Source organism: Marinomonas fungiae (assembly GCF_001418205.1).
Taxonomy (GTDB): Bacteria; Pseudomonadota; Gammaproteobacteria; order Pseudomonadales; family Marinomonadaceae; genus Marinomonas; species Marinomonas fungiae.
This window is the reverse complement of the sequence record NZ_LIQF01000002.1, coordinates 279,433-298,654: the sequence shown is the minus strand read 5'-3', so window position 1 is coordinate 298,654 and position 19,222 is coordinate 279,433. Positions and strand designations below refer to the sequence as shown.

Below are 19,222 nucleotides of genomic sequence, written 5' to 3'. Positions count from 1 at the left end.
GATGCGGCGATTGCCTCTGCGTTTGCTTGGTAATGATATCGGTTTCTGTGAGATTGGCTTTGTTGATTCCATGAGACATAGAGGCATCCATAACGATCAATATTGATCCGATAATAACGCACTTCTTGGGCCTTTCCGATACGATAAAAGTGACATTTGTCTGAGTGCAATAAAAAGCCCCTCGCACTGAGGTGTGAGGGGCTGAGAGGCGTTTACATGGCTAGGATTATCTTAGCGCTAGAGGTTGTGTTCTAAAGTGGCCTTGGGGCAAAGAACGTCACTTGCTTTTCAGTGCCAGCCTCCCCTGCAGTGAATGTCATATTAACGATTGATTTACCTGGCACTGGGGTGTCTGTACACAGTCGCACACCACGCCAGTATGCATCGCCTTTTTCTAACGCTACCGTTGCGTTGCCATAAATGGTGTAACTTGGTGTGGTGACTGACATTTTCATTTGCTCAGCGGCAATATTAAATGCCTCCGCTTTTACCTTATAGAAGTTACAAACTTCGCCATTGCCCTGCACGGTATACATCGCGCCTCGTTCGCGGTTGAATTCAACTAACAAGTCAGTCGTTTGCGTAAAGCCATACACCACCGTTGTTAAAGCCACAAACACGACCGATAGATAACCCAGCAAACGGGGGCGGAACAGCTGATAGGCTTGTCCTTGCAACTCGGATTCACTGGCAAAGCGGATCAGTCCTAATGGCTTTGATAATTTCTTCATAACTGAGTCACAGGCATCAATGCAGGCACCACAGTTGATACAAGGCGCCTGTAAGCCTTGGCGAATATCAATGCCGACCGGGCAAACTTGAATACATAAGGTGCAATCAACACAGTCACCTTGTTTCACAGCACCAGTGGACTGTTTCACCGCTCGCGGTTCACCTCTGCCTTCATCGTAGGAGACAATTTTACTGTGTTGGTCCAGCATCACCGATTGGAAACGAGAATACGGGCAGGCATGTAGACAGATTTGCTCACGCATTAAGCCAGCATTGAGATAGGTTAAGCCAACCGCCGTCAGTAGCCAAACCGCAATATAAATCGGCATTTCAAAATGCCAAGCTTGCCACAGCAGGTGATACACATCGGTAAAGTAGCCAGTAAAGGTGAGCGCTGTGAGGATCGACACCAATAGCCACAAGCCATGCTTGATGACACGTCTTAGTAGTACATTGGTTTGTATCGGTTGTTTATCTTGCTTGGCGCGACGGTTCGCTTTGCCTTCAACTAGGTCTTCAATACGGATAAAAATCCATGTCCAAATACTCTGCGGACAAGCAAAGCCACACCAAACTCGCCCCGCCAGCATAGAAAGGAAAAACAGCAAGGCGGCTCCAGCAATCAAGAGTCCACCCAGCAGTTGCAAGTCGTACCAAGACAGCTCGAATCCAAATAACAGAATGCGATGAGTTGAGAATGAAAACATCAATAAAGGCTCACCGTCTACCCGCAGCCAAGCCATCAAAAAGAAAGCCGCCAGCAGTGGCCAGCTGACGATGCGACGTAAAGTCTGAAAGCGGCCACTCATTAGCCGGACATAGATTTTGCCATGATGTTGGGTGGTATCTTTTAATGGAATCTTTTGCATGATTTAGGCCTCAACGAAACATTGAGGCTACTTTAGAGAGATAACTATCGAAAATTAGAGACAGATAAAGAGCAAAAGAATAGGCACAGGCGGAGTTACGATTTCATTTGATATAACGCATACTTTTGAGTGGTTAAACCGATCCGCGGTCTTCAACAGACACAGATTAGCAAAAGGCACAAAAAATTCGTTAAAATAGACCCAGACTACTTATTGAAGGACTCATGCTATGAGCGTATTTCGCTACGAGGCTCTGGAAGTTTTTTTACGTCAGCAAATACAGACAGGTCGCTATAAAGTGGGTGAGAAGCTGCCGTCGGTACGAACCCTGTGTCAGCAACATGAGCTGTCCAAAGCCACTGTGATTCACGCGTTACACAAGCTTGAAGCTGACCAGCTGATCTATGCTGTGCCCAAGTCAGGTTACTTTGTGGCCGAAGTCAGTAGCGACTACAATACGCCGCAAAAGGTCCCCACCCCTTCGATCCCGGCTCAAGTCAACGTCCCCGATCTCTTTCGCGATATCATGTCACGCAGTGCCGCTTTTGATATTTTGCCCAGTGATCGCTCCACCGCTACCGCACAGCACTTGATTAACCTAAATCGAATGATCGGTAAGGCCTCTCGTTTCCATCCCGAGCAGAAAGCCCATTATTACGATGAGCCAAAGGGTCTTGTCAGGCTTCGCAGTGCCATCGTTGATCTTTATCGCCAACGTGAGACAAGTTTGGCAGCAGAGGATTTATGCATCACATCGGGATGCCAACATGCGCTCTTCTTGGCACTGATGGCAACCTGCCAGAAAGGAGATACGGTAGCCATCGAGTCGCCGGCTTTTTACGGCGCATTACAGCAGCTTGAGCAGTTAGGTCTGCATGTCATTGAAATCTCTTCTGACCCCAATACTGGATTAGACTTGCAAGAGTTAGCAGACAAAATCCAAGACTGGCCGATAAAAGCCTGTATCGTCACCCCTAATTTTCACACGCCCACCGGCTCTAAAATGCCCGTGTCGAATATGAAAGCGCTCGTGAAACTCGCAAATCAGCATGATTTCTATGTCATTGAAGACGATATTTATGGCGAGTTAAGTTTTCACAATGAGCTCTGCCCGCCGCTTAAGAGTGTTTGCCGCGAAGGACGTGTAATCTTGTGTGGCTCGTTTTCGAAATGTTTGTCCAGAGAGCTTCGTATCGGTTGGATCGCTGGCGGCCTATTGCACGATAAAATTGTCCAGCTAAAACTGATTACTCAATTGGCGAACCCCCAAGCGGTCCAAGAAGGCTTAGCCGAGTTTATCAGTCAGGGACATTTCAAACGCTATGTGAATCAGCGTCGCCAACAATTGAAAGAACAACGGGATCAGTTAATCGCGGAGCTTAGACAGCATTGGGGCGCGCACATAAAATTCAGTAAGCCCAATGGCGGTATGAGTTGCTGGCTGGAGTTACCCAGCCATATTGATACTCAGCAGAGTTATAAGGCGTTGCTTGAAAAAGGCATTGTCTTAACGCCTGGCGTGCTGTTTTCAGCCCATGGTCTGTATAAGAATCACATGCGCCTAAGCTTCTCGCAGCCCTTAACTGAGCGCCGTCGAGCGGCGCTGCATTTATTGTTTCAAACCCTACTAAAGGATCAGTAACGTCTGACCCGCTTAAACAGCGGTGAAGGGTTGTTCACACTGGAAGAATAGGTCACAGAGAGCCCTTTGATGCCTTTTAACGCATCAAAGGGATCTTTGCCTTGTTTGATAGCAAAACTACTGAAGCCACATTGGCGCATCAAGCTCAACTGATCTCGCAACACATCCCCGACCGCACGCAGATCTCCCTTAAAATGAAGCCTTGTTCTCAGCAAGTACGCCAAGCTGTAAGCTCTACCATCCTTGAAATCTTTAAACTCTAAGGCCATGAGTTTAAAGCTCTCTAGGTAAGGCGCTACCAGCTCTAGCTCCTCCTCTTGTTGAATCAACACCCCTTGTGCACGTAACGCCACAGGTGTGTTGAGCCAAGTAGTGACGTCTTCGATGCGGTGAGTAGGATCAATGGCGTCATGCTCTTGAGCCCATTGCCAAGGATCATTGAGATCCACCTTCGCCTCGCCATCCATCAATGAAATAACGTTATTCATACCTGAGCCTCCGGATACAGGGCTTCCTTAAAGGGCTCTAACCCTAAACGGTCCACGGTTTGGATAAAGCTTTCATCGACCTCTCGGTATTTTCGGTACACGTCAAACAGCGTTCGAATCGCATTCGGCAGCTCTGCTTCAGCAATGGCAGGCCCCAACACCTTGCCCAATCGACTATCCATGCCTTGACGTCCTCCCAATGTGATTTGGTAATGATCCGTTTTACTTTTATTGAGTCCCAACATACCAATGTTGGCAATATGGTGGTGGGCACAGGAGTTAATACACCCAGATAAATTCATACTCACTGAACCAATCTCTTGCTGCTCTTGCAGCGTAAACGCTTGAACCACTTGTTCAGCCACAGGGAAAGAATGGGCCGTGGCTAAATTACAGTAGCTTGCCCCGGGGCAGACAATCATATCCGACAGCAAAGCATGATTCGCAAGCCCTAGACCTAATTCATTGAGCTGGGTCCAGACTGCCAACAAAGCGGACTTGGGAATGTCCGGCAACACTAAGTTTTGTTCATGGGTCACTCGAATTTCGCCAAAGCCATATTGCTCGGCAATCGTGGCAATTCCGCGCATCTGATCACTGGTCACATCGCCCGGAATATTATTCGGGAACTTAGTAGAAATGACGACCGAGCGATAACCAGACACTTTATGAGGGCGCACATTCAGGTCATACCAGTCAGAAAAAGCCGAATTGTTTTGCAAGTGGGTCGCAAACTCTAAATCCGTTTCTCCCAATGACTGATACACAGCCGGTAGAAACTGTGAGGCAATACGACTTAACTCACTGTCGGTTATACGGTTGATCTCTTTAGGGATCTGTTGAAACTCTTGTTCAACGTCGGCCCTAAAGGCTTCGATACCTAGGGTGCTGACGAGAATTTTAATGCGCGCTTTATATTTGCTGTCGCGACGGCCATAACGGTTAAACACCCTCAGCACCGCTTCCAGATAGGTGAGCAAATCTTGCCATGGCAGCTTTTCATTAAGGACTTGACTAAGAAAAGGCGTACGTCCTAAGCCGCCGCCGACCATCACTTTAAAGAAAAGCTCCCCTGCTTCATCACGGAACAGATACAACCCCACATCGTGAATGCGCACGGCGGCGCGGTCTTCCTCAGAAGCACTGACGGCGATCTTGAACTTTCTCGGCAGGAATAAGAACTCCGGATTAATAGTCGACCATTGGCGAATAATTTCTGCAAAAATACGCGGATCGTAGACTTCATCATCCGCTACCCCCGCAAAGGCTTCCGTCGTGACATTGCGCACCACATTGCCTGACGTTTGAATCGCATGCATATCATGCTCTGCTAGGTAAGCGAGTAAATCCGGTACTTCAGGTAATTTCACCCAATTAAACTGAATGTTTTGGCGGGTGGTAAAATGGCCATAGCCTTTGTCAAAGGTATCCCCTACATGAGCCAAGGCGCGCAATTGTTTCGCAGAAAGCACCCCATACGGAATGGCCACACGCAGCATATAGGCATGCTTTTGCAGATACAGGCCATTTTGTAAGCGTAATGGCAAAAACTCATCTTCGCTCAGTTGACCCGCTTGATAGCGTGCCACTTGGTCACGAAATTGTGCGACACGCTCTGTTACAAGAGCACGGTCGTAGTCGTCATATTGATACATTGATTATCCTTAGAAATTAGATGATATTGCCTAGCCAAAGGTTAAAAAGATGATTCCTTTTAAGGCATAACCCGCTCCAGTCACCGTGAAAAAACCCAGCAGCCAAAGCAGCACTAACCATTTCAAATTTTGCCAACGACTCATTTAGTGGTACCCCTCTGTATCACGTACCTTGCCGCGAAATACATGGTAAGACCAAAAGGTATAGCCAAGGATAATGGGGACAATGATAAGGACACCCCACAGGGCAAAGCGCAGGCTGGATTGCGGTGCAGCCGCTTCATAAATGGTGATGTTAGGCGGAATAATATTGGGCCAAAGGCTGGTTATTAGGGTGAAATAGGCCGTCCCGAGCAAAGCCAACGTGATCGCGAAGGGCCATTTTTCCCAATCTGAAAAGCGAATCACGTAGTACAACCAAGTGAACAGCATGAGCCCCAGCATGGGGACAAAGCTCATGTAGAAAAAGTTGGGCAAGGTCAACCAGCGCTCTCTTAATGACTCGGTTAAGAAAGGCGTTATCAACAGCAATGCGATCATGGCGAAGCCCAACCAGACCAGCAAATGGCGCGAGTAATGACGCATTTTCTTGTACAAGTCACCTTCGGTTTTGATCAATAGCCAAGTCGAGCCGAGCAACGCGTAGGCGGGAAGCAAACTAAAGCCCGTCAAGATGCTAAAGCCATTCAACCAATCCCAAGCACCACCGACATATTGATGATTCTCCACGGCAAAACCTTGGATCACCGCTCCCATAGCAGCACCTTGGAAAAAGGTCGCCAACAAAGAGCCAACACAAAACAACACATCCCAAATACCTTGGTGTTGGGCAATTGCTTTAAAGCGAAACTCAAAGGCGACACCACGTAAAATCAAGCCAAACAGCATGATTAGTAGCGGTACATATAAGGCTTCTAAGATCACCGAATACGCCAAGGGAAAGGCTGCCATCAAACCTGCGCCACCTAACACCAGCCAGGTTTCATTGCCATCCCACACCGGCGCAACCGAGTTCACCATAAGGTCGCGATCATGTTTATCACGAACCCCTAAAAACAGTAGCCCGATACCTAAATCGAAGCCATCTAACAGGACATACATCATCAAGCCGAAACCGATGATAAGTGTCCAAGTGGTAACTAAATCCAATCCCATCGCCATTCCCCTTAATCAATCAAATCGTTCACAGCAGACAACGGTCTAGCGGGACGCTGGGCAGAAGTCGGTGTGTTATTGCTAAGCTCAGGGCCTTTTCCTAGTAGCCGAATCAGATAAAAAATACCCAGTCCGAAAATGGCCAAATAGCCCACCACAAAACAGATCAATGAAATAGACATGGTTTGCGCACTGTGCGCCGATGATGCTTCCATGGTGCGCAATACTCCGTAGACAACCCATGGTTGGCGTCCTACTTCCGTGACAAACCAACCGGCAAGTAACGCCACTAAGCCGCTTGGCCCCATGCAAACCAACAGTTTTAAGAAGCCTGTTTTCTCAAAAAGCGTACCTTGACGGCGCAACCATAGACCGATCCAAGCTAATGCAATCATTGCAATGCCCAAGGCGACCATGACTCGAAAGCTCCAAAAGACCAACGCAACATTGGGACGATCTGCTGCTGGAACAGACATCAGTGCAGGAATATCGCCATCAAAAGAGTGAGTCAGAATTAAACTGGCAAGATGTGGAATTTCCACGGCGAAATGGTTAGTTTCCGCATCATTATCGGGCCAAGCAAACAGCACCAAGGGAACGCCTTCCCCCTCCTCAGCAGCGTGCCAATGACCTTCCATCGCAGCCACCTTAATCGGTTGATGCTGTAGTGTATTAAGTCCATGGTGATCGCCTACTAGAGCTTGAAGTGGGGCAACAATCGCTAGCATCCACAACGCCATCATGACCATCTTGCGTGACTCAACCTGATATTGATTTTTAAGCAGGTGATAAGCACCAGTGGCCGCCACTAACAATGCGGTACACAGGAAAGCGGCTAAGCCCATGTGCACCAATCGGTAGGGAAAAGAGGGATTAAAGATGATTTCGAACCAATCCACTGGCACGACAATACCGTCTACAATTTCATGTCCTTGAGGGGTTTGCATCCAACTATTTGAAGCCAGAATCCACGTCATCGATACCAATGTACCGATCGCTACCAAGCAGGTAGCAACGAAGTGAGTGCGCTCTGTGACTTTATTCCAGCCAAATAACATAACACCCAAGAAGCCCGCCTCTAAGAAGAAGGCTGTGAGCACTTCGTAGGTTAAAAGAGGCCCCGTAACACTGCCTGCAACGGTCGAAAAACCGCTCCAATTGGTGCCAAACTGATACGCCATCACAATGCCAGACACAACGCCCATGGCGAAATTCACGGCAAAGATTTTCATCCAGAACTTACAAAGTGTGAGATACACCGGATTGCGGGTGCGCAACCAAGTGCCTTCTAACACCGCTAAATAGCTGGCTAAACCAATCGTGATAGCAGGAAAAATAATGTGAAAAGAGACTGTGAACGCAAACTGTATTCGCGCCAAATCTATAGCAGAAAGATCGATCATATCGAGACCTCATCATCTTATGATGAAGTCAATATTAGGAGGGATAATCAGATCGACACAGGCACAAAAAGAAAGAGAATTATTAGGGACAGATGATCAAATAAGCTCGATGATTAGCGGCAAAGCCTGTCTTTTCTGTCACTATTTTTTAAGTGAGTAACTGTTCCTATTACTTTAGCGACAAGCACATCACTATTGAGCTTTCACAAGACCTTTTCCTAGGGTATACATCATGTTTTCTCTACCTCCATTTAGCCTTGAAACAACCGGAAAAAGCGCGCATGAGCTGGCATCTGTCGCTGATCTTTTTGCGGCACACACACCGGTGAATATCGCGTTTCTTGGTAATGAATCCCATGCACAACGAATCCAAGCCGCAGCCACAATAAAATCCTTAGGGCTGGAGCCGACACCGATCATTTCCTCGAGACGCTTACAATCAAAAGAGGACTTTTATCATTATGTCGATCCTCTAGTAAAACAATCTCACATCAAACGATTGATGGTTGTAGGAGGTGACCCAAAGCAGCCCCAAGGCCCTTATAACGATTCCATTGGCTTATTAAAAAGTGATCTATTGAAATCCTGTGAGCTAGAGACCGTCGTGATTGCTGGCTACCCTGAAGGCCATCCTCATATCAGGTCGCAGCAGTTGATCGAATCGTTGAAGTGGAAAGTCGCTTTTCTGAAACAGCAGAATGTTAAGGTTGAGATCACGACACAACTGGCATTTTGCACTGAAAGCATTGTTAAGTGGATTGAGACCATCAGATCGTCTGGGATACATGAGCCTATTCGTATCGGCGTGCCTAGCTCGACAAGGGTGAAAACCCTAAGTTATTTCGCTCAGCAATTTGGCGTCGAAATATCTGCAGCGTCCTTAGAAAAATACGCCATGGATACAACGGATGAGACTCTCGAAGCCAAAACCGATGCGCTTTACCAAGAGCTCACCCAGACCATTAAGCGCCACGGCTATGAGAACATTTATTTTCATCTCTATACGTTAGATGGCATGGTAAAAAGCAAAGCGTGGCTAGAAAATTTTCTTCGTCCATAAAAAAAGCATTAGGTCATGCGTTGAACCTAATGCTTAGTAAAATGAAGGATCCATCAAAGCGAAAACATATCCCTTCCCCTACAGAATTGCGCTGAGTAAGGCATCACGTTTGCCTCATTCTGCGACGATATGCTTCGCTCTGACTTCACCAAAACGGATAATTAGGAAGCGCGACTAAAGTGCTTACCTAATAGAGCATGGTAGAACTGGTGGTCTCCAAGCACGCCGACACATTGGCCATTTTCTTGTAACACCAAAGGCATTTTTGTGTGGTAGCGAATTTCCACCGCATCACGCATGGAGATGTCCACAGGCGCCAAGACCACTGTGTTCTCAGGCATGTTCTCGATGTCCATACCTTCTTCCCATTTGCTGATAGCAATGTTTTGACCGTGTGAGGAAGCCGCTTTTAAAGCACCATTTTGAATATCTAAGGCCAAGTTTTCATTCACATGGTACAAGTCATCAAGCTGTGCCATTTGTGCCAGCGGCGTCATTAGGGCATTGCCTCGTAGCACGTTAAGAGGATTGGTGTGCGCGACGAATTTCTCGACGTATTCGGTGGCAGGGTTCAACACGATTTGTTCAGGCACGTCTTCTTGAATGATGCGCGCCGATTCCATAATAGCGATCTTAGAGCCAATTTTTAGCGCTTCGTCCAAATCGTGACTTACGAAGATAATGGTCTTCTTAAGACGTTTTTGGAGCTCGATCAATTCGTCTTGTAGCTGAGAGCGAATCAACGGGTCCAGTGCTGAAAAGGGTTCATCCATCAATAAGATGTCAGAGTCCATCACAAAGGCACGAGCCAGACCCACACGCTGACGCATACCACCAGACAGCTCATCCGGTTTCTTATCACGCCAGTCGTACAGCCCCACCATTTTCAATTGTTTGTTAGCACGCTCCTCGCGCTCTTTCTTTGGCATGCCTTGCATCTCAAGACCAAACGCGACGTTTTCCAGTACCGTCATCCATGGCATCAAGGCAAAGCTTTGGAACACCATGGAAACGCGGTTGGTGCGCATGTGACGCAAAGTGTTTTCATCACATTTCGCCATGTCGACCATACGATCGCCATCTTTGACTAAACAACGGCCACGAGCGACCTTGTTTAAGCCGTTGATAGCACGCAGCAAGGTTGATTTACCAGAGCCAGATAACCCCATTAGGACACAGATCTCACCTTCTTCGATATTGATCGAGGCGTTTTGCACACCGATCACATCTCCTGTGCGGGCCAGAATCTCTGGGCGGGTTAAGCCCTTGTCTAGCAGGCGGAGCGATTCCATTTTTTGATTACCAAAGACAATATCTAGGTTTTCAATTTGAACCATTGGCATAGCTTAGCCCTCCGCTTTTGAATTAGGTGTTTTACAGATACGGTCAAGCATGATGGCTACCAATACGATGGCCACACCAGCCTCAAAGCCTTGAGAGATGTTTACCGTGTTCAGTGCTCGTACCACAGGTTTACCTAGACCATCGGCGCCGACTAGGGCTGCAATAACCACCATGGATAGCGACAACATGATACATTGCGTGATACCCGCCATGATGCTTGGCATCGCTGCAGGTAACTCCACTTTGTAGAGCAGCTTGGCTTTGGTACAACCAAACGCTAGACCCGCTTCACGTAGCTCATTAGGTACTTTGCTAATACCTAAGTAAGTCAGACGAATCGGTGCGGCGATCGCGAAGATAATGGTCGAGATCAAACCTGGCACGTAACCTAGACCGAACAAAATCAATGTTGGGATCAGGTAAACGAAGGTTGGGATGGTTTGCATCAAGTCCAGAATAGGACGCAATATTGTGTAAAGCATTGGACGGTGCGCCGCGGCAATACCGATTGGCACGCCCACTAGGACACTGATCATGGTCGCCGTGATCACCAGTACCAGCGTTTGTACAGTTTCTTGCCAGTAACCCAAATTCATAATGAGCAAAAAGGCTGCAGCAACAAAAATCATCAGACCAAGGCTGCGGTGTAACCACCAAACCAGAGCAAGTACAACTGCCACGACGGCAAATGGGTTCATCCATTCTAAACCATCAACCATGGCAAAAATCAGAGTTTCTAAGGTGACAGAAATAAAATCGAAAAAGAATGAGGCAACATCAATCAACCAATTTACAAAGGTTTCCATGGTATCGCCGAGTGGAAGTTTGTGCTCTGTTAGCCAATTCATATACGGGTCTCCAAACAACTTACATCAAGCTATAAGTGCCGCCGCGCGGCACTTATTTTCATTTTCTAACGTGTAACTTGGTTACAGACCCAAAGAAGATTTCACAGCAGCAAGACCATTTTCGCCAGACGCTGCTTGAACGCCGTCTAACCATTTGTCTAGTACAGCAGGGTTAGCTTTTAACCACTTCTGCGCCGCAACTTCTGGTTTTTCACCGTCATCAAGGATAGAACCCATGACTTCGTTCTCCATTTGTAGAGAGAAGTTTAAGTTCGTTAGAAGCTTGCCCACGTTTGGACATTCTTGAATGTAGCCTTTACGTACGTTGGTATGAACGTTTGCACCACCGTAGTTTGGACCAAAGAAATCATCACCGCCTTCTAGGTACGCCATGTCAAAGTTGGCGTTCATTGGGTGTGGTTCCCAGCCTAGGAAAACGATCCACTTGTCACGGCGCGCGTTACGGCTTACCTGAGACAACATACCCGCTTCACTTGATTCCACTAATTGGAACTCGCCTAGACCGAAAGCGTTTTGATCGATCATGTCTTGGATAAGACGGTTACCGTCGTTACCCGGCTCGATACCGTAGATACGGCCGTTTAGCTCGCGTGCGTACTTGGCGATATCGGCAAAGCTTTTCAAACCACCATCAAAGGCGGCTTTGCTTACCGCTAAGGTGTATTTTGCACCCGTTAGGTTTGGACCAAGGTCTTCAACCGTACCCGCTTTTAAGTAAGGAGCGATGTCCGCTTCCATAGTTGGCATCCAGTTGCCTAAGAACACATCGATATCATTGTTAGCTAACGATGTGTAGGTCACAGGAACCGAGAGCAATTGCGTTTTTGTACTGTAGCCAAGCCCCTCTAGGACAGTAGACGTAATCGCTGTCGTAGCGGTAATGTCGGTCCAACCTACGTCAGAGAAACGAACCGTAGAGCAGTCTGCTGCAGCGGCCATTGAAGAGGCACCAGCAACGCATAAAGCAAGTGTAGCGTGTTTCAATTTCAACATAATCTATTCTCCTAATGGATGTATGGCTAGAGCGCGATGGCTCGTCTCTAAATTTCAAATCGGTTTTCACGCCCAACAAAGCCCCCCTTCCTTGGGGACTCACTCATTACGGTTTGTCTAACACTAACGAGATGTACTCGTTGATCATGTTAGCTGCATGTTGATTGTCGATGCCTCCGGCTAGGGATCCGCGAAGCCACATACCATCAATCATTGCTGCCACCGTGAAGGCAATCTCTCGTGCGCGCTCTTTACTAAAACGCTCACGAAACACAACCACTAAGCAACTTTGCAATCGGCGTGAATAAACTTTTTGTAACCGAAAAAGTGATGGTTTATGCATTGCCGAAGCCCAGAATCCCATCCACGTTTTCACGACTTGAGGTCGTGTCTGAGATTGGCTAATCGAAGCTCGTACAATCGCCATCGCTCTTTCATAAATGTCACCTTCACGAGCTAGATACAGCTCGCTGTGCAACACTTCAAAAAACTCTTTAATTAGGCTGCGCATGGTTTCTTCTAATAGGCCATCTTTGCCACCAAAATAGTGGTTGATAATGGCCGGAGAAACACCAGCTTTTTTGCTGATTACGCTTACCGTTGCGCCAGGAAAACCTAGTTCATCAATTGCTGAAATGGTTGCTTCAATCAGTTGAGGTTTTCGAATTTCTGGCATTCCAACTTTTGGCATTTGGATTCCTTTTTGTTAAACAACCATTTAATAAAAACTATAGTAGACACAACGTCTGGGAATGGTCAACCCTTAATAACTCTAAATAGTTAGCCTAAAACTTCTAAAAATTCGCGAAGTCTTGAAACATAAGGGATTGCGCAAGAAAAAATATTTTTAATTTTTTCCTTGATCCTAATCATAGGATTTGCAGCACTTGTACAATAACAACACAATTTATCTAAAAGCGTCATTGCGCTAAATATTCAGGTCTCTACCGAATCGAGCGTATGGCAGTATCAATTTTTCAAGGTGATTATCTGATCACCCGCCACACAAGGAGATTATATGAGTCAGGCGTCTTATTTCGACGAGATAATTGATCGTATCGACCATAATAGTGACAAATGGGGTAAATATTCGAGTGATGTCATACCAATGTGGATCGCTGACATGGATTTTGATGCACCTAAGTGTGTCAAAGAGGCATTGAGTGAACGGGTCAACGAAGGCGTTTATGGCTACAGCTACGCGCCAAAATCCCTTGTTCAAGCCATTCAAGAGCATTGCCTTCAGCGTTACCAGTGGTCGCCTTCAAGTGCTCACTTTATTCACCTGCCCGGCTTGGTCTGCGCACTACATTTGTGCGTGAGAGCACTCTCAGAGCCCAATGATCGTATCCTGGTACCCAGCCCCGTTTACTATCACTTAACCAAAGCACCCGAGATGTCTGATCGAAAGCTAGACAGAATTCCTTTCGTACTCAAAGGAAACCGTTGGTCAGTGGACTTAGACAGTTTGGAAGAATCATGCAAGAAAGCAGACGCCTCGATGCTACTTTTGTGCAATCCTCACAACCCAGGCGCGACGGTATATACACGAGAAGAATTGCTTGCTATTCATGAGCTTGCACAGCGTTATGATTTGCGTGTGGTATCAGATGAAATCCACTGTGACTTGATTCTATCGGCAGCACAACACATTCCTTTTGCTAGTTTGAATGACGATGCGGCGCAACGAACCGTGACCTTAATGGCCCCATCAAAGACCTTCAATATCGCAGGTTTAGGCTATGCCTTTGCCATCATCGCCAACAGCCAGTTGCGTCAACGCTTCAATCATGCGCGGGCAGGGTTGATCCCTGCACCAAACTTGTTCGCCCTCGTGGCGGCCGAAGCAGCTTATCGACATGGTCAAATCTGGCACCAAGAGTTACTACAATACTTGCGCGCTAACTGCGCCTACCTTCGCCAACGTATTTCAGGAACTCGGATTCACATGGCTGAGCATGAAGCCACTTATTTAGCGTGGCTAGATATTCGTGAATACCACCTCGAGAATCCCCATGATTTCTTCCTCGAAGCAGGTGTAGGCATTTCGGATGGGGCGGGATTTGGCGCACCGGGCTTTATTCGCCTAAACTTTGGTTGCCCGCGTTCACAATTAGAACAAGCCATGAACCGTATTTTGATTGCTTTGGATTCTCAGTCGTAGCCCTAAGTTTTAATCTGCTATACGAAAGTCGTCAACATACGTCATGTCTACCACCCTAGGAGGTGAGTATGTTGACGACCATTAAAGCGCTCGCGCTGAATAATCAAGACCCAACCCAAGATGTCACGACCGACATCGACACCTTGAGTGAGTTAATTTTCTCAATCGCCCCAAGTGCTCGACTAATTCGTGAAAAAGGCATCGATGTATTTTACCTACTGGAAGACTGGGCCTTTGCTCTGGTCCCACACAAACAAAACCTCAGCCTGTATCACGCCAGTGACATGGATATCTCTGGCTTTTACGAACGTCTACATCACGTGCATATGGGGGACCATTGCCTGTTGATTGATAGCTTAGACCATGTGAATCTTAACGTCTTAGTGGAACTTCTTGCCTTGTTAAAAGTCGATATGATGAGAAAATACCAGCTAGATCAATCACTCCATTGAAAAAAGTAGTGTAGACTAGCCCTATCTACCGCTAATACGGATAGGCATGATCGACTATCACTTGCGCATTTTATTGTTTCTGCTTTTTGTCTCAGTTCTCTTGAGCTGGCAGTATCTTTTGCCGCGCAAGCCACTTCAGCAGTGGCGCATCAGATGGCGGCACAATGTAAGTTTATTGGTGATAGATGCGTTACTGGTTCGCCTACTTCAGCCTTTATTGCTCACAGGCGTGGCATTACTGCCCTCCCCTTTTACTCCTCTTGCATCACTGCCGAACTTACTGGCGATCGCGTTCTCCCTAATACTGCTCGATTTCATCATCTACTGGCAGCATCGACTGTTTCATAAAATTCCTTGGTTGTGGCGTTTACATCGGGTTCACCACAGTGATCCTGAACTTGATACTACCTCAGCCGTTCGCTTTCATCCGATCGAAATATTGCTCTCGCTGGTGATTAAAGCCGTGGCAATTTGGCTATTCGGAATTACCGCCGCTGCGGTACTGATCTTTGATATCTTGCTTAATAGCCTAGCGATGTTTAATCACACCAACATTAATTTACCGAAGAGCATTGAACGACCATTGCGCTGGCTCATCGTCACCCCAGCTATGCATCGCATTCACCATTCCAGAATCCAAGAAGAAGCCAATCGCAATTTCGGCTTCTGCTTAAGCCTTTGGGATCGCTGCTGCAAAAGTTATTTGGCCGATAGCCAACACGGGGACAAGCAACTCAATATAGGTTTGCCTCAAACGACCGCATACGCACCGAAAAGTTTACTAGAACTGCTTAATATGCCCTTCTCATTACATATTAAGGGAAAGGGCCGCTCGTCATAGGAGAGAAACATGTCGTACTACACGTTAACTGCAATGGAAGCTCGCGTTATTGGCAGCTTGATAGAGAAATCAATCGTTACTCCAGATCATTATCCAATGAGCATCAATGCATTAACCAACGCCTGCAATCAGAAATCGAGTCGTGATCCTGTGGTGAGTTATACTGAGTTCGAAGTACAAGACACCATTGACGCACTCGTCGCTCGTAGTTTAGTGACCGAAGAGTTTTACTCTGGCAGCCGTGTTGCTAAGTACCAGCATCGCTTCTGCAATACAGAGTTCTCCGACCTACAGTTCAACGAAGGGGAAACGGCGGTGCTTTGTATGCTCTTGCTACGAGGCCCTCAAACGCCTGGAGAGCTTCGCTCACGCAGCGGCCGTTTATACGCATTCACGAGCATTCAAGAGGTGGAACAGGCGCTCACCAATCTAAAAGAAAAAACCGGTGGCCCATTTGTCGAGCAACTGCCACGCGAACCCGGCAAGCGTGAAGCCCGCTTCCAAGAGTTGTTTTGCAGTGAAAGCAATATTGATGTCAACGCAGAAGAATTGGTTCAGGAGTCCAGCCAAGAAGATTTATTGACGCGCATCGATAGTCTTGAGCAAACTGTAGCAGACTTAAGCGCACGCCTAGCTGCGCTAGAAGCCAACACTGGGCTATAATTGACATGTCTCTCACCTTCTTCCACCTAGGAGCCTCCCATGAATGAAGTACGCTGGGGAATCATCGGCACAGGAACCATTGCACAAGCGTTTGCGGCAGATTTCAAATATGCCAAGACAGGCGTTTTGCGTGCCGTCGCATCACGCAGTAAAGAATCCGCAGATGCTTTTGCAGAGCGGTTCGATATTGAGCTTGCGATGATGGACTATTTCTCGCTGATTAACAGTCACGAAGTGGATGTCATCTACATTGGTGTGCCTAATTCGCTGCACTTTGAACTCGCGAAAGCTTGTATTCAGGCTGGTAAACACGTGCTTTGTGAAAAGCCATTTACCCTGAACGAACAGCAAGCCGAAGAGCTTTTCGAATTGGCGAAAAAATACGAAGTCTTCGTTATGGAAGCCATGTGGACACGCTTTAATCCAGCTGTTGAGCAAGCTTTAGAGTGGGTTGAAGAAGGTGAAATTGGCCTGCTTCAAAGCATTCAAGCCAGCTTTTGTATTAATGGATCCCAAGACCCTGAGGGTCGCCTGCTAAGTAAAGAGCTGGGGGGCGGAGCCTTGTTAGATGTGGGTATTTATCCGATTTTCTTGGCGCAACTGTTCCTAGGCAAGCCTGACTTCATCCAGAACCAAGCAGTGGTTGGCGATACGGACGTAGATGTATTTGAACAGCTGCTACTAGGCTGGGACGCTGGGCAATTGGCAGCATTAGAGTCCTCGATTATCAGCCAACAGCCAAACCGAGCGGTGCTATCAGGCAGCGAAGGCTATATCGAGTTCGGTCAAAATTGGTACCAAAGCAAATCCCTTACGTTAGTGAAGGCTGATGGTGCAGAGCATTCTATCGAATTTGATGTACCGGGCGTCGGTTACCAATTTGAGATCGAAGAAGTGAACCGTTGCATTCAAGAAGGCCTACTACAAAGCCCAAACCACTCTTGGCAGAATACCTTAGACATCCTGTCTACGATGGATGAAGTTCGCCGAGATATTGGCGTCTTTTACCCGGGTGAACCCGAACCGTGTGACCATGACTGTGATATTGAGCACCATCATCACGAGCACGGTCATCACAAGCACTAAACCAGCAAGCTCCACGCACTAGCCCAGCCAACTATGGGCTAGTGTGATGCTTAATGGCACAGTCACCAATGACATGGCCGTCTGCAAGGTAATAAACGCTGCCATTCTATCTGCATCCCCACCTAATTGTTTGGCCAAGGCATAGGCGGATGTGGCCGTTGGCACTATGCCAAATAACAGTGCTACATAGGCAGCTAAACCTTGTATCCCGAGCAGGTAACAAGCCACTAGCACAACACTTGGAAAGATTACAAAGCGCCCGGTGGCCGAGAGCCAGAAAGTCGCCCCAACGGCTCTAATCGTGGTCCAGCGCACACCGGCACCAACCGCGAGCAGCACCAATGGCAGAGTTGCTTGCGACAACATTTGGGTCATATCAGATAGAATCGGAATCGGCGTCCACCCCAATGCATTCAAACCTAGACCCAGAGCAATCGCGACGATCAAAGGGTTTTTTAATAACTCTTTTGAAATCAGCTTAGTCAGTGGCTGCTGTGTTTGGCCATGCATAGATACCATGGTCACTACCAAAAAAATGTTCACTGAGGGGATCAATACCGCAGCTCCCAAAGCGGCAAACACTAATCCTTCAGCACCGTAAAGACGATCCGCTAACGCCAAAGTAATAAAGGTATTAAAACGTACCGCCGCTTGTAGCATAGACGTTGCGGTTGGATTTGATACGCTCAACAACCGCGCCATGAGCAACACCATAGCGGCCGTGACAGCTAAAGCACTGATTAATACCACGCCGTAACGCATCAGCATGGGATTGGAGAAATCAATCACACTGGTTTTCGTAAATAAGAGCGCTGGAAATAGGCACCAATACACTAACCTGTCGACACCTTGCCAAAAACCGTCAAAGGGAAAGCGCCAACGCTGCAGCAAACTGCCGACAATGATCAATAAAAACACTGGTAGTATTGCGATAAATAATGCCATTTTGTTTTTCCAGATTCCTTTTTTAGACAAGCGATGGGAGCATCGCAAAAAAAACATCAGAAAAGCTGATCCAAACCCTTCAAATATTGCGTTTTAAATTTACTTTTTCGATATATAAACTGAAATCATCTACTCATATCGAGTTCACTTACTTGGAGTACAGTATGATCACTTTACGACTTGCCACTGAACGGGGCCACGCAAATTTTGGCTGGCTAAACAGCTACCACACTTTTTCCTTTGGTCATTACTACGACCCTAAGCACATGGGATTTTCCGCCTTACGTGTTATCAACGATGATAGCGTGCATCCCCAAATGGGGTTTGAAACCCACGGTCATAAAGACATGGAAATCATTAGTTTAGTGACACAAGGAACCATTGCCCACAAAGACAGCGCCGGCAACATTCGTGAACTTCCTGCTGGAGAATACCAATTAATGTCCGCTGGTTCAGGTATTTTCCATAGCGAGTTTAATGCCTCTGATACCGAACACTTAAAATTTTTACAGATTTGGATTCAACCAAACAGTTTAGGTGGCGCACCTGGTTATCAGCAAAAGAGCTTTGGCGAAGCCGAGGGCTTTACCACCGTCATCACCCCAGACGGACGCGATGGGACATTGCAGATTAAACAAGATGCAGCGCTGATCCAGCTCGTCCTAGATCAGGAAAAAAGTGCCACTTGGACAGCCGATTCCAAGCGTCGTTACTATATTCATGTTGTAGCGGGCACATTGTTACTTGAAGATGAAATTGTGATGCAACAAGGGGATGGAGCAAAGATAGAGCATCTTAGTAGCATTCACTTTGAGAAGCAGTCAGATCACCTTAAAGTGATCCTTTTTGATCTGCCATAAG

General features: G+C 47.0%; 18 protein-coding genes. 8 read left to right on the top strand and 10 right to left on the bottom strand.

What is annotated here, in order from left to right; all coding sequences use genetic code 11:
• Nucleotides 1-251 precede the first annotated feature (251 nt).
• On the bottom strand, nt 252-1,601 hold the full coding sequence (ccoG, locus tag ASC49_RS03845; RefSeq protein ID WP_055461898.1) for a cytochrome c oxidase accessory protein CcoG: 1,350 nt from the start codon (nt 1,599-1,601) through the stop codon (nt 252-254).
• 229 nt (nt 1,602-1,830) lie between these two features.
• On the opposite strand from ccoG, the gene ASC49_RS03840 reads away from it, so the two are divergent.
• A complete protein-coding gene (locus ASC49_RS03840) occupies nt 1,831-3,243 on the top strand; it encodes an aminotransferase-like domain-containing protein (RefSeq protein WP_055461897.1) in 1,413 nt (470 codons plus the stop codon).
• Here the strand turns inward: ASC49_RS03840 and ASC49_RS03835 are convergent.
• From ASC49_RS03835 to ASC49_RS03820, 4 genes are all read right to left on the bottom strand, one after another.
• Entirely contained in the window at nt 3,237-3,731 is a 495-nt protein-coding gene (locus ASC49_RS03835) for a DUF934 domain-containing protein (RefSeq protein ID WP_055461896.1), read from the bottom strand. The genes ASC49_RS03840 and ASC49_RS03835 overlap by 7 nt on opposite strands.
• A complete protein-coding gene (locus ASC49_RS03830) occupies nt 3,728-5,386 on the bottom strand; it encodes a nitrite/sulfite reductase (RefSeq protein ID WP_055461895.1) in 1,659 nt (552 codons plus the stop codon). The genes ASC49_RS03835 and ASC49_RS03830 overlap by 4 nt, the downstream gene beginning before the upstream one ends.
• 144 nt (nt 5,387-5,530) lie before the next feature.
• Nucleotides 5,531-6,541, bottom strand: a complete 1,011-nt coding sequence (cydB, locus tag ASC49_RS03825; RefSeq protein WP_055461894.1) for a cytochrome d ubiquinol oxidase subunit II — start codon at nt 6,539-6,541, stop codon at nt 5,531-5,533.
• An 11-nt stretch (nt 6,542-6,552) separates the two neighbouring features.
• Nucleotides 6,553-7,944, bottom strand: coding sequence for a cytochrome ubiquinol oxidase subunit I (locus tag ASC49_RS03820; protein WP_055461893.1), 1,392 nt, complete (start codon nt 7,942-7,944; stop codon nt 6,553-6,555).
• Between the two features lie 232 nt (nt 7,945-8,176).
• Between ASC49_RS03820 and ASC49_RS03815 the strand changes: the two genes are divergently transcribed.
• On the top strand, nt 8,177-9,004 hold the full coding sequence (locus ASC49_RS03815; protein ID WP_055461892.1) for a methylenetetrahydrofolate reductase: 828 nt from the start codon (nt 8,177-8,179) through the stop codon (nt 9,002-9,004).
• Between the two features lie 161 nt (nt 9,005-9,165).
• Here ASC49_RS03815 and choV read toward each other — a convergent pair whose 3' ends face one another.
• The 4 genes from choV to betI form a co-directional block, all read right to left on the bottom strand.
• Complete coding sequence (gene choV, locus ASC49_RS03810) at nt 9,166-10,347, bottom strand: choline ABC transporter ATP-binding protein (RefSeq protein ID WP_055461891.1); 1,182 nt, start codon at nt 10,345-10,347, stop codon at nt 9,166-9,168.
• 3 nt (nt 10,348-10,350) lie between these two features.
• Nucleotides 10,351-11,196 (bottom strand): choline ABC transporter permease subunit, encoded by an 846-nt coding sequence (gene choW / locus ASC49_RS03805; protein WP_055461890.1) that lies wholly within the window; start codon nt 11,194-11,196, stop codon nt 10,351-10,353.
• 81 nt (nt 11,197-11,277) lie between these two features.
• Nucleotides 11,278-12,156 carry a choline ABC transporter substrate-binding protein gene (locus ASC49_RS03800; protein ID WP_245624639.1) on the bottom strand — a complete coding sequence of 293 codons (879 nt, stop codon included), beginning with the start codon at nt 12,154-12,156 and terminating at the stop codon, nt 11,278-11,280.
• Nucleotides 12,157-12,316: 160 nt separating this feature from the next.
• Nucleotides 12,317-12,901 carry a transcriptional regulator BetI gene (gene betI, locus ASC49_RS03795; protein ID WP_055461888.1) on the bottom strand — a complete coding sequence of 195 codons (585 nt, stop codon included), beginning with the start codon at nt 12,899-12,901 and terminating at the stop codon, nt 12,317-12,319.
• A gap of 327 nt (nt 12,902-13,228) precedes the next feature.
• Between betI and ASC49_RS03790 the strand changes: the two genes are divergently transcribed.
• The 5 genes from ASC49_RS03790 to ASC49_RS03770 all read left to right on the top strand — a co-directional run bounded on the left by ASC49_RS03790 (nt 13,229) and on the right by ASC49_RS03770 (nt 17,416).
• A complete protein-coding gene (locus ASC49_RS03790; RefSeq protein WP_055461887.1) occupies nt 13,229-14,374 on the top strand; it encodes a MalY/PatB family protein in 1,146 nt (381 codons plus the stop codon).
• A gap of 68 nt (nt 14,375-14,442) precedes the next feature.
• Nucleotides 14,443-14,826 carry a hypothetical protein gene (locus ASC49_RS03785; protein WP_055461886.1) on the top strand — a complete coding sequence of 128 codons (384 nt, stop codon included), beginning with the start codon at nt 14,443-14,445 and terminating at the stop codon, nt 14,824-14,826.
• 46 nt (nt 14,827-14,872) lie between these two features.
• A complete protein-coding gene (locus tag ASC49_RS03780; protein WP_055461885.1) occupies nt 14,873-15,667 on the top strand; it encodes a sterol desaturase family protein in 795 nt (264 codons plus the stop codon).
• A gap of 9 nt (nt 15,668-15,676) precedes the next feature.
• Complete coding sequence (locus ASC49_RS03775) at nt 15,677-16,330, top strand: YceH family protein (RefSeq protein ID WP_055461884.1); 654 nt, start codon at nt 15,677-15,679, stop codon at nt 16,328-16,330.
• Nucleotides 16,331-16,369: 39 nt separating this feature from the next.
• A complete protein-coding gene (locus ASC49_RS03770) occupies nt 16,370-17,416 on the top strand; it encodes a Gfo/Idh/MocA family protein (protein WP_055461883.1) in 1,047 nt (348 codons plus the stop codon).
• 18 nt (nt 17,417-17,434) lie between these two features.
• Here ASC49_RS03770 and ASC49_RS03765 read toward each other — a convergent pair whose 3' ends face one another.
• Nucleotides 17,435-18,361 carry an AEC family transporter gene (locus ASC49_RS03765; RefSeq protein WP_055461882.1) on the bottom strand — a complete coding sequence of 309 codons (927 nt, stop codon included), beginning with the start codon at nt 18,359-18,361 and terminating at the stop codon, nt 17,435-17,437.
• Nucleotides 18,362-18,525: 164 nt separating this feature from the next.
• On the opposite strand from ASC49_RS03765, the gene ASC49_RS03760 reads away from it, so the two are divergent.
• On the top strand, nt 18,526-19,221 hold the full coding sequence (locus ASC49_RS03760; RefSeq protein WP_055461881.1) for a pirin family protein: 696 nt from the start codon (nt 18,526-18,528) through the stop codon (nt 19,219-19,221).
• Nucleotide 19,222 lies beyond the last annotated feature (1 nt).

What these genes read in the sequence shown, in the direction of transcription:
- choV (WP_055461891.1), bottom strand. Translation starts at nt 10,347, where the DNA reads ATGCCAATGGTTCAAATTGAAAACCTAGATATTGTCTTTGGTAATCAA.
- ASC49_RS03765 (WP_055461882.1), bottom strand. Translation starts at nt 18,361, where the DNA reads ATGGCATTATTTATCGCAATACTACCAGTGTTTTTATTGATCATTGTC.
- ccoG (WP_055461898.1), bottom strand. Translation starts at nt 1,601, where the DNA reads ATGCAAAAGATTCCATTAAAAGATACCACCCAACATCATGGCAAAATC.
- ASC49_RS03760 (WP_055461881.1), top strand. Translation starts at nt 18,526, where the DNA reads ATGATCACTTTACGACTTGCCACTGAACGGGGCCACGCAAATTTTGGC.
- ASC49_RS03800 (WP_245624639.1), bottom strand. Translation starts at nt 12,156, where the DNA reads ATGGCCGCTGCAGCAGACTGCTCTACGGTTCGTTTCTCTGACGTAGGT.
- ASC49_RS03770 (WP_055461883.1), top strand. Translation starts at nt 16,370, where the DNA reads ATGAATGAAGTACGCTGGGGAATCATCGGCACAGGAACCATTGCACAA.
- ASC49_RS03835 (WP_055461896.1), bottom strand. Translation starts at nt 3,731, where the DNA reads ATGAATAACGTTATTTCATTGATGGATGGCGAGGCGAAGGTGGATCTC.
- ASC49_RS03785 (WP_055461886.1), top strand. Translation starts at nt 14,443, where the DNA reads ATGTTGACGACCATTAAAGCGCTCGCGCTGAATAATCAAGACCCAACC.
- ASC49_RS03820 (WP_055461893.1), bottom strand. Translation starts at nt 7,944, where the DNA reads ATGATCGATCTTTCTGCTATAGATTTGGCGCGAATACAGTTTGCGTTC.
- ASC49_RS03815 (WP_055461892.1), top strand. Translation starts at nt 8,177, where the DNA reads ATGTTTTCTCTACCTCCATTTAGCCTTGAAACAACCGGAAAAAGCGCG.
- ASC49_RS03830 (WP_055461895.1), bottom strand. Translation starts at nt 5,386, where the DNA reads ATGTATCAATATGACGACTACGACCGTGCTCTTGTAACAGAGCGTGTC.
- cydB (WP_055461894.1), bottom strand. Translation starts at nt 6,541, where the DNA reads ATGGGATTGGATTTAGTTACCACTTGGACACTTATCATCGGTTTCGGC.
- choW (WP_055461890.1), bottom strand. Translation starts at nt 11,196, where the DNA reads ATGAATTGGCTAACAGAGCACAAACTTCCACTCGGCGATACCATGGAA.
- betI (WP_055461888.1), bottom strand. Translation starts at nt 12,901, where the DNA reads ATGCCAAAAGTTGGAATGCCAGAAATTCGAAAACCTCAACTGATTGAA.
- ASC49_RS03780 (WP_055461885.1), top strand. Translation starts at nt 14,873, where the DNA reads ATGATCGACTATCACTTGCGCATTTTATTGTTTCTGCTTTTTGTCTCA.
- ASC49_RS03840 (WP_055461897.1), top strand. Translation starts at nt 1,831, where the DNA reads ATGAGCGTATTTCGCTACGAGGCTCTGGAAGTTTTTTTACGTCAGCAA.
- ASC49_RS03775 (WP_055461884.1), top strand. Translation starts at nt 15,677, where the DNA reads ATGTCGTACTACACGTTAACTGCAATGGAAGCTCGCGTTATTGGCAGC.
- ASC49_RS03790 (WP_055461887.1), top strand. Translation starts at nt 13,229, where the DNA reads ATGAGTCAGGCGTCTTATTTCGACGAGATAATTGATCGTATCGACCAT.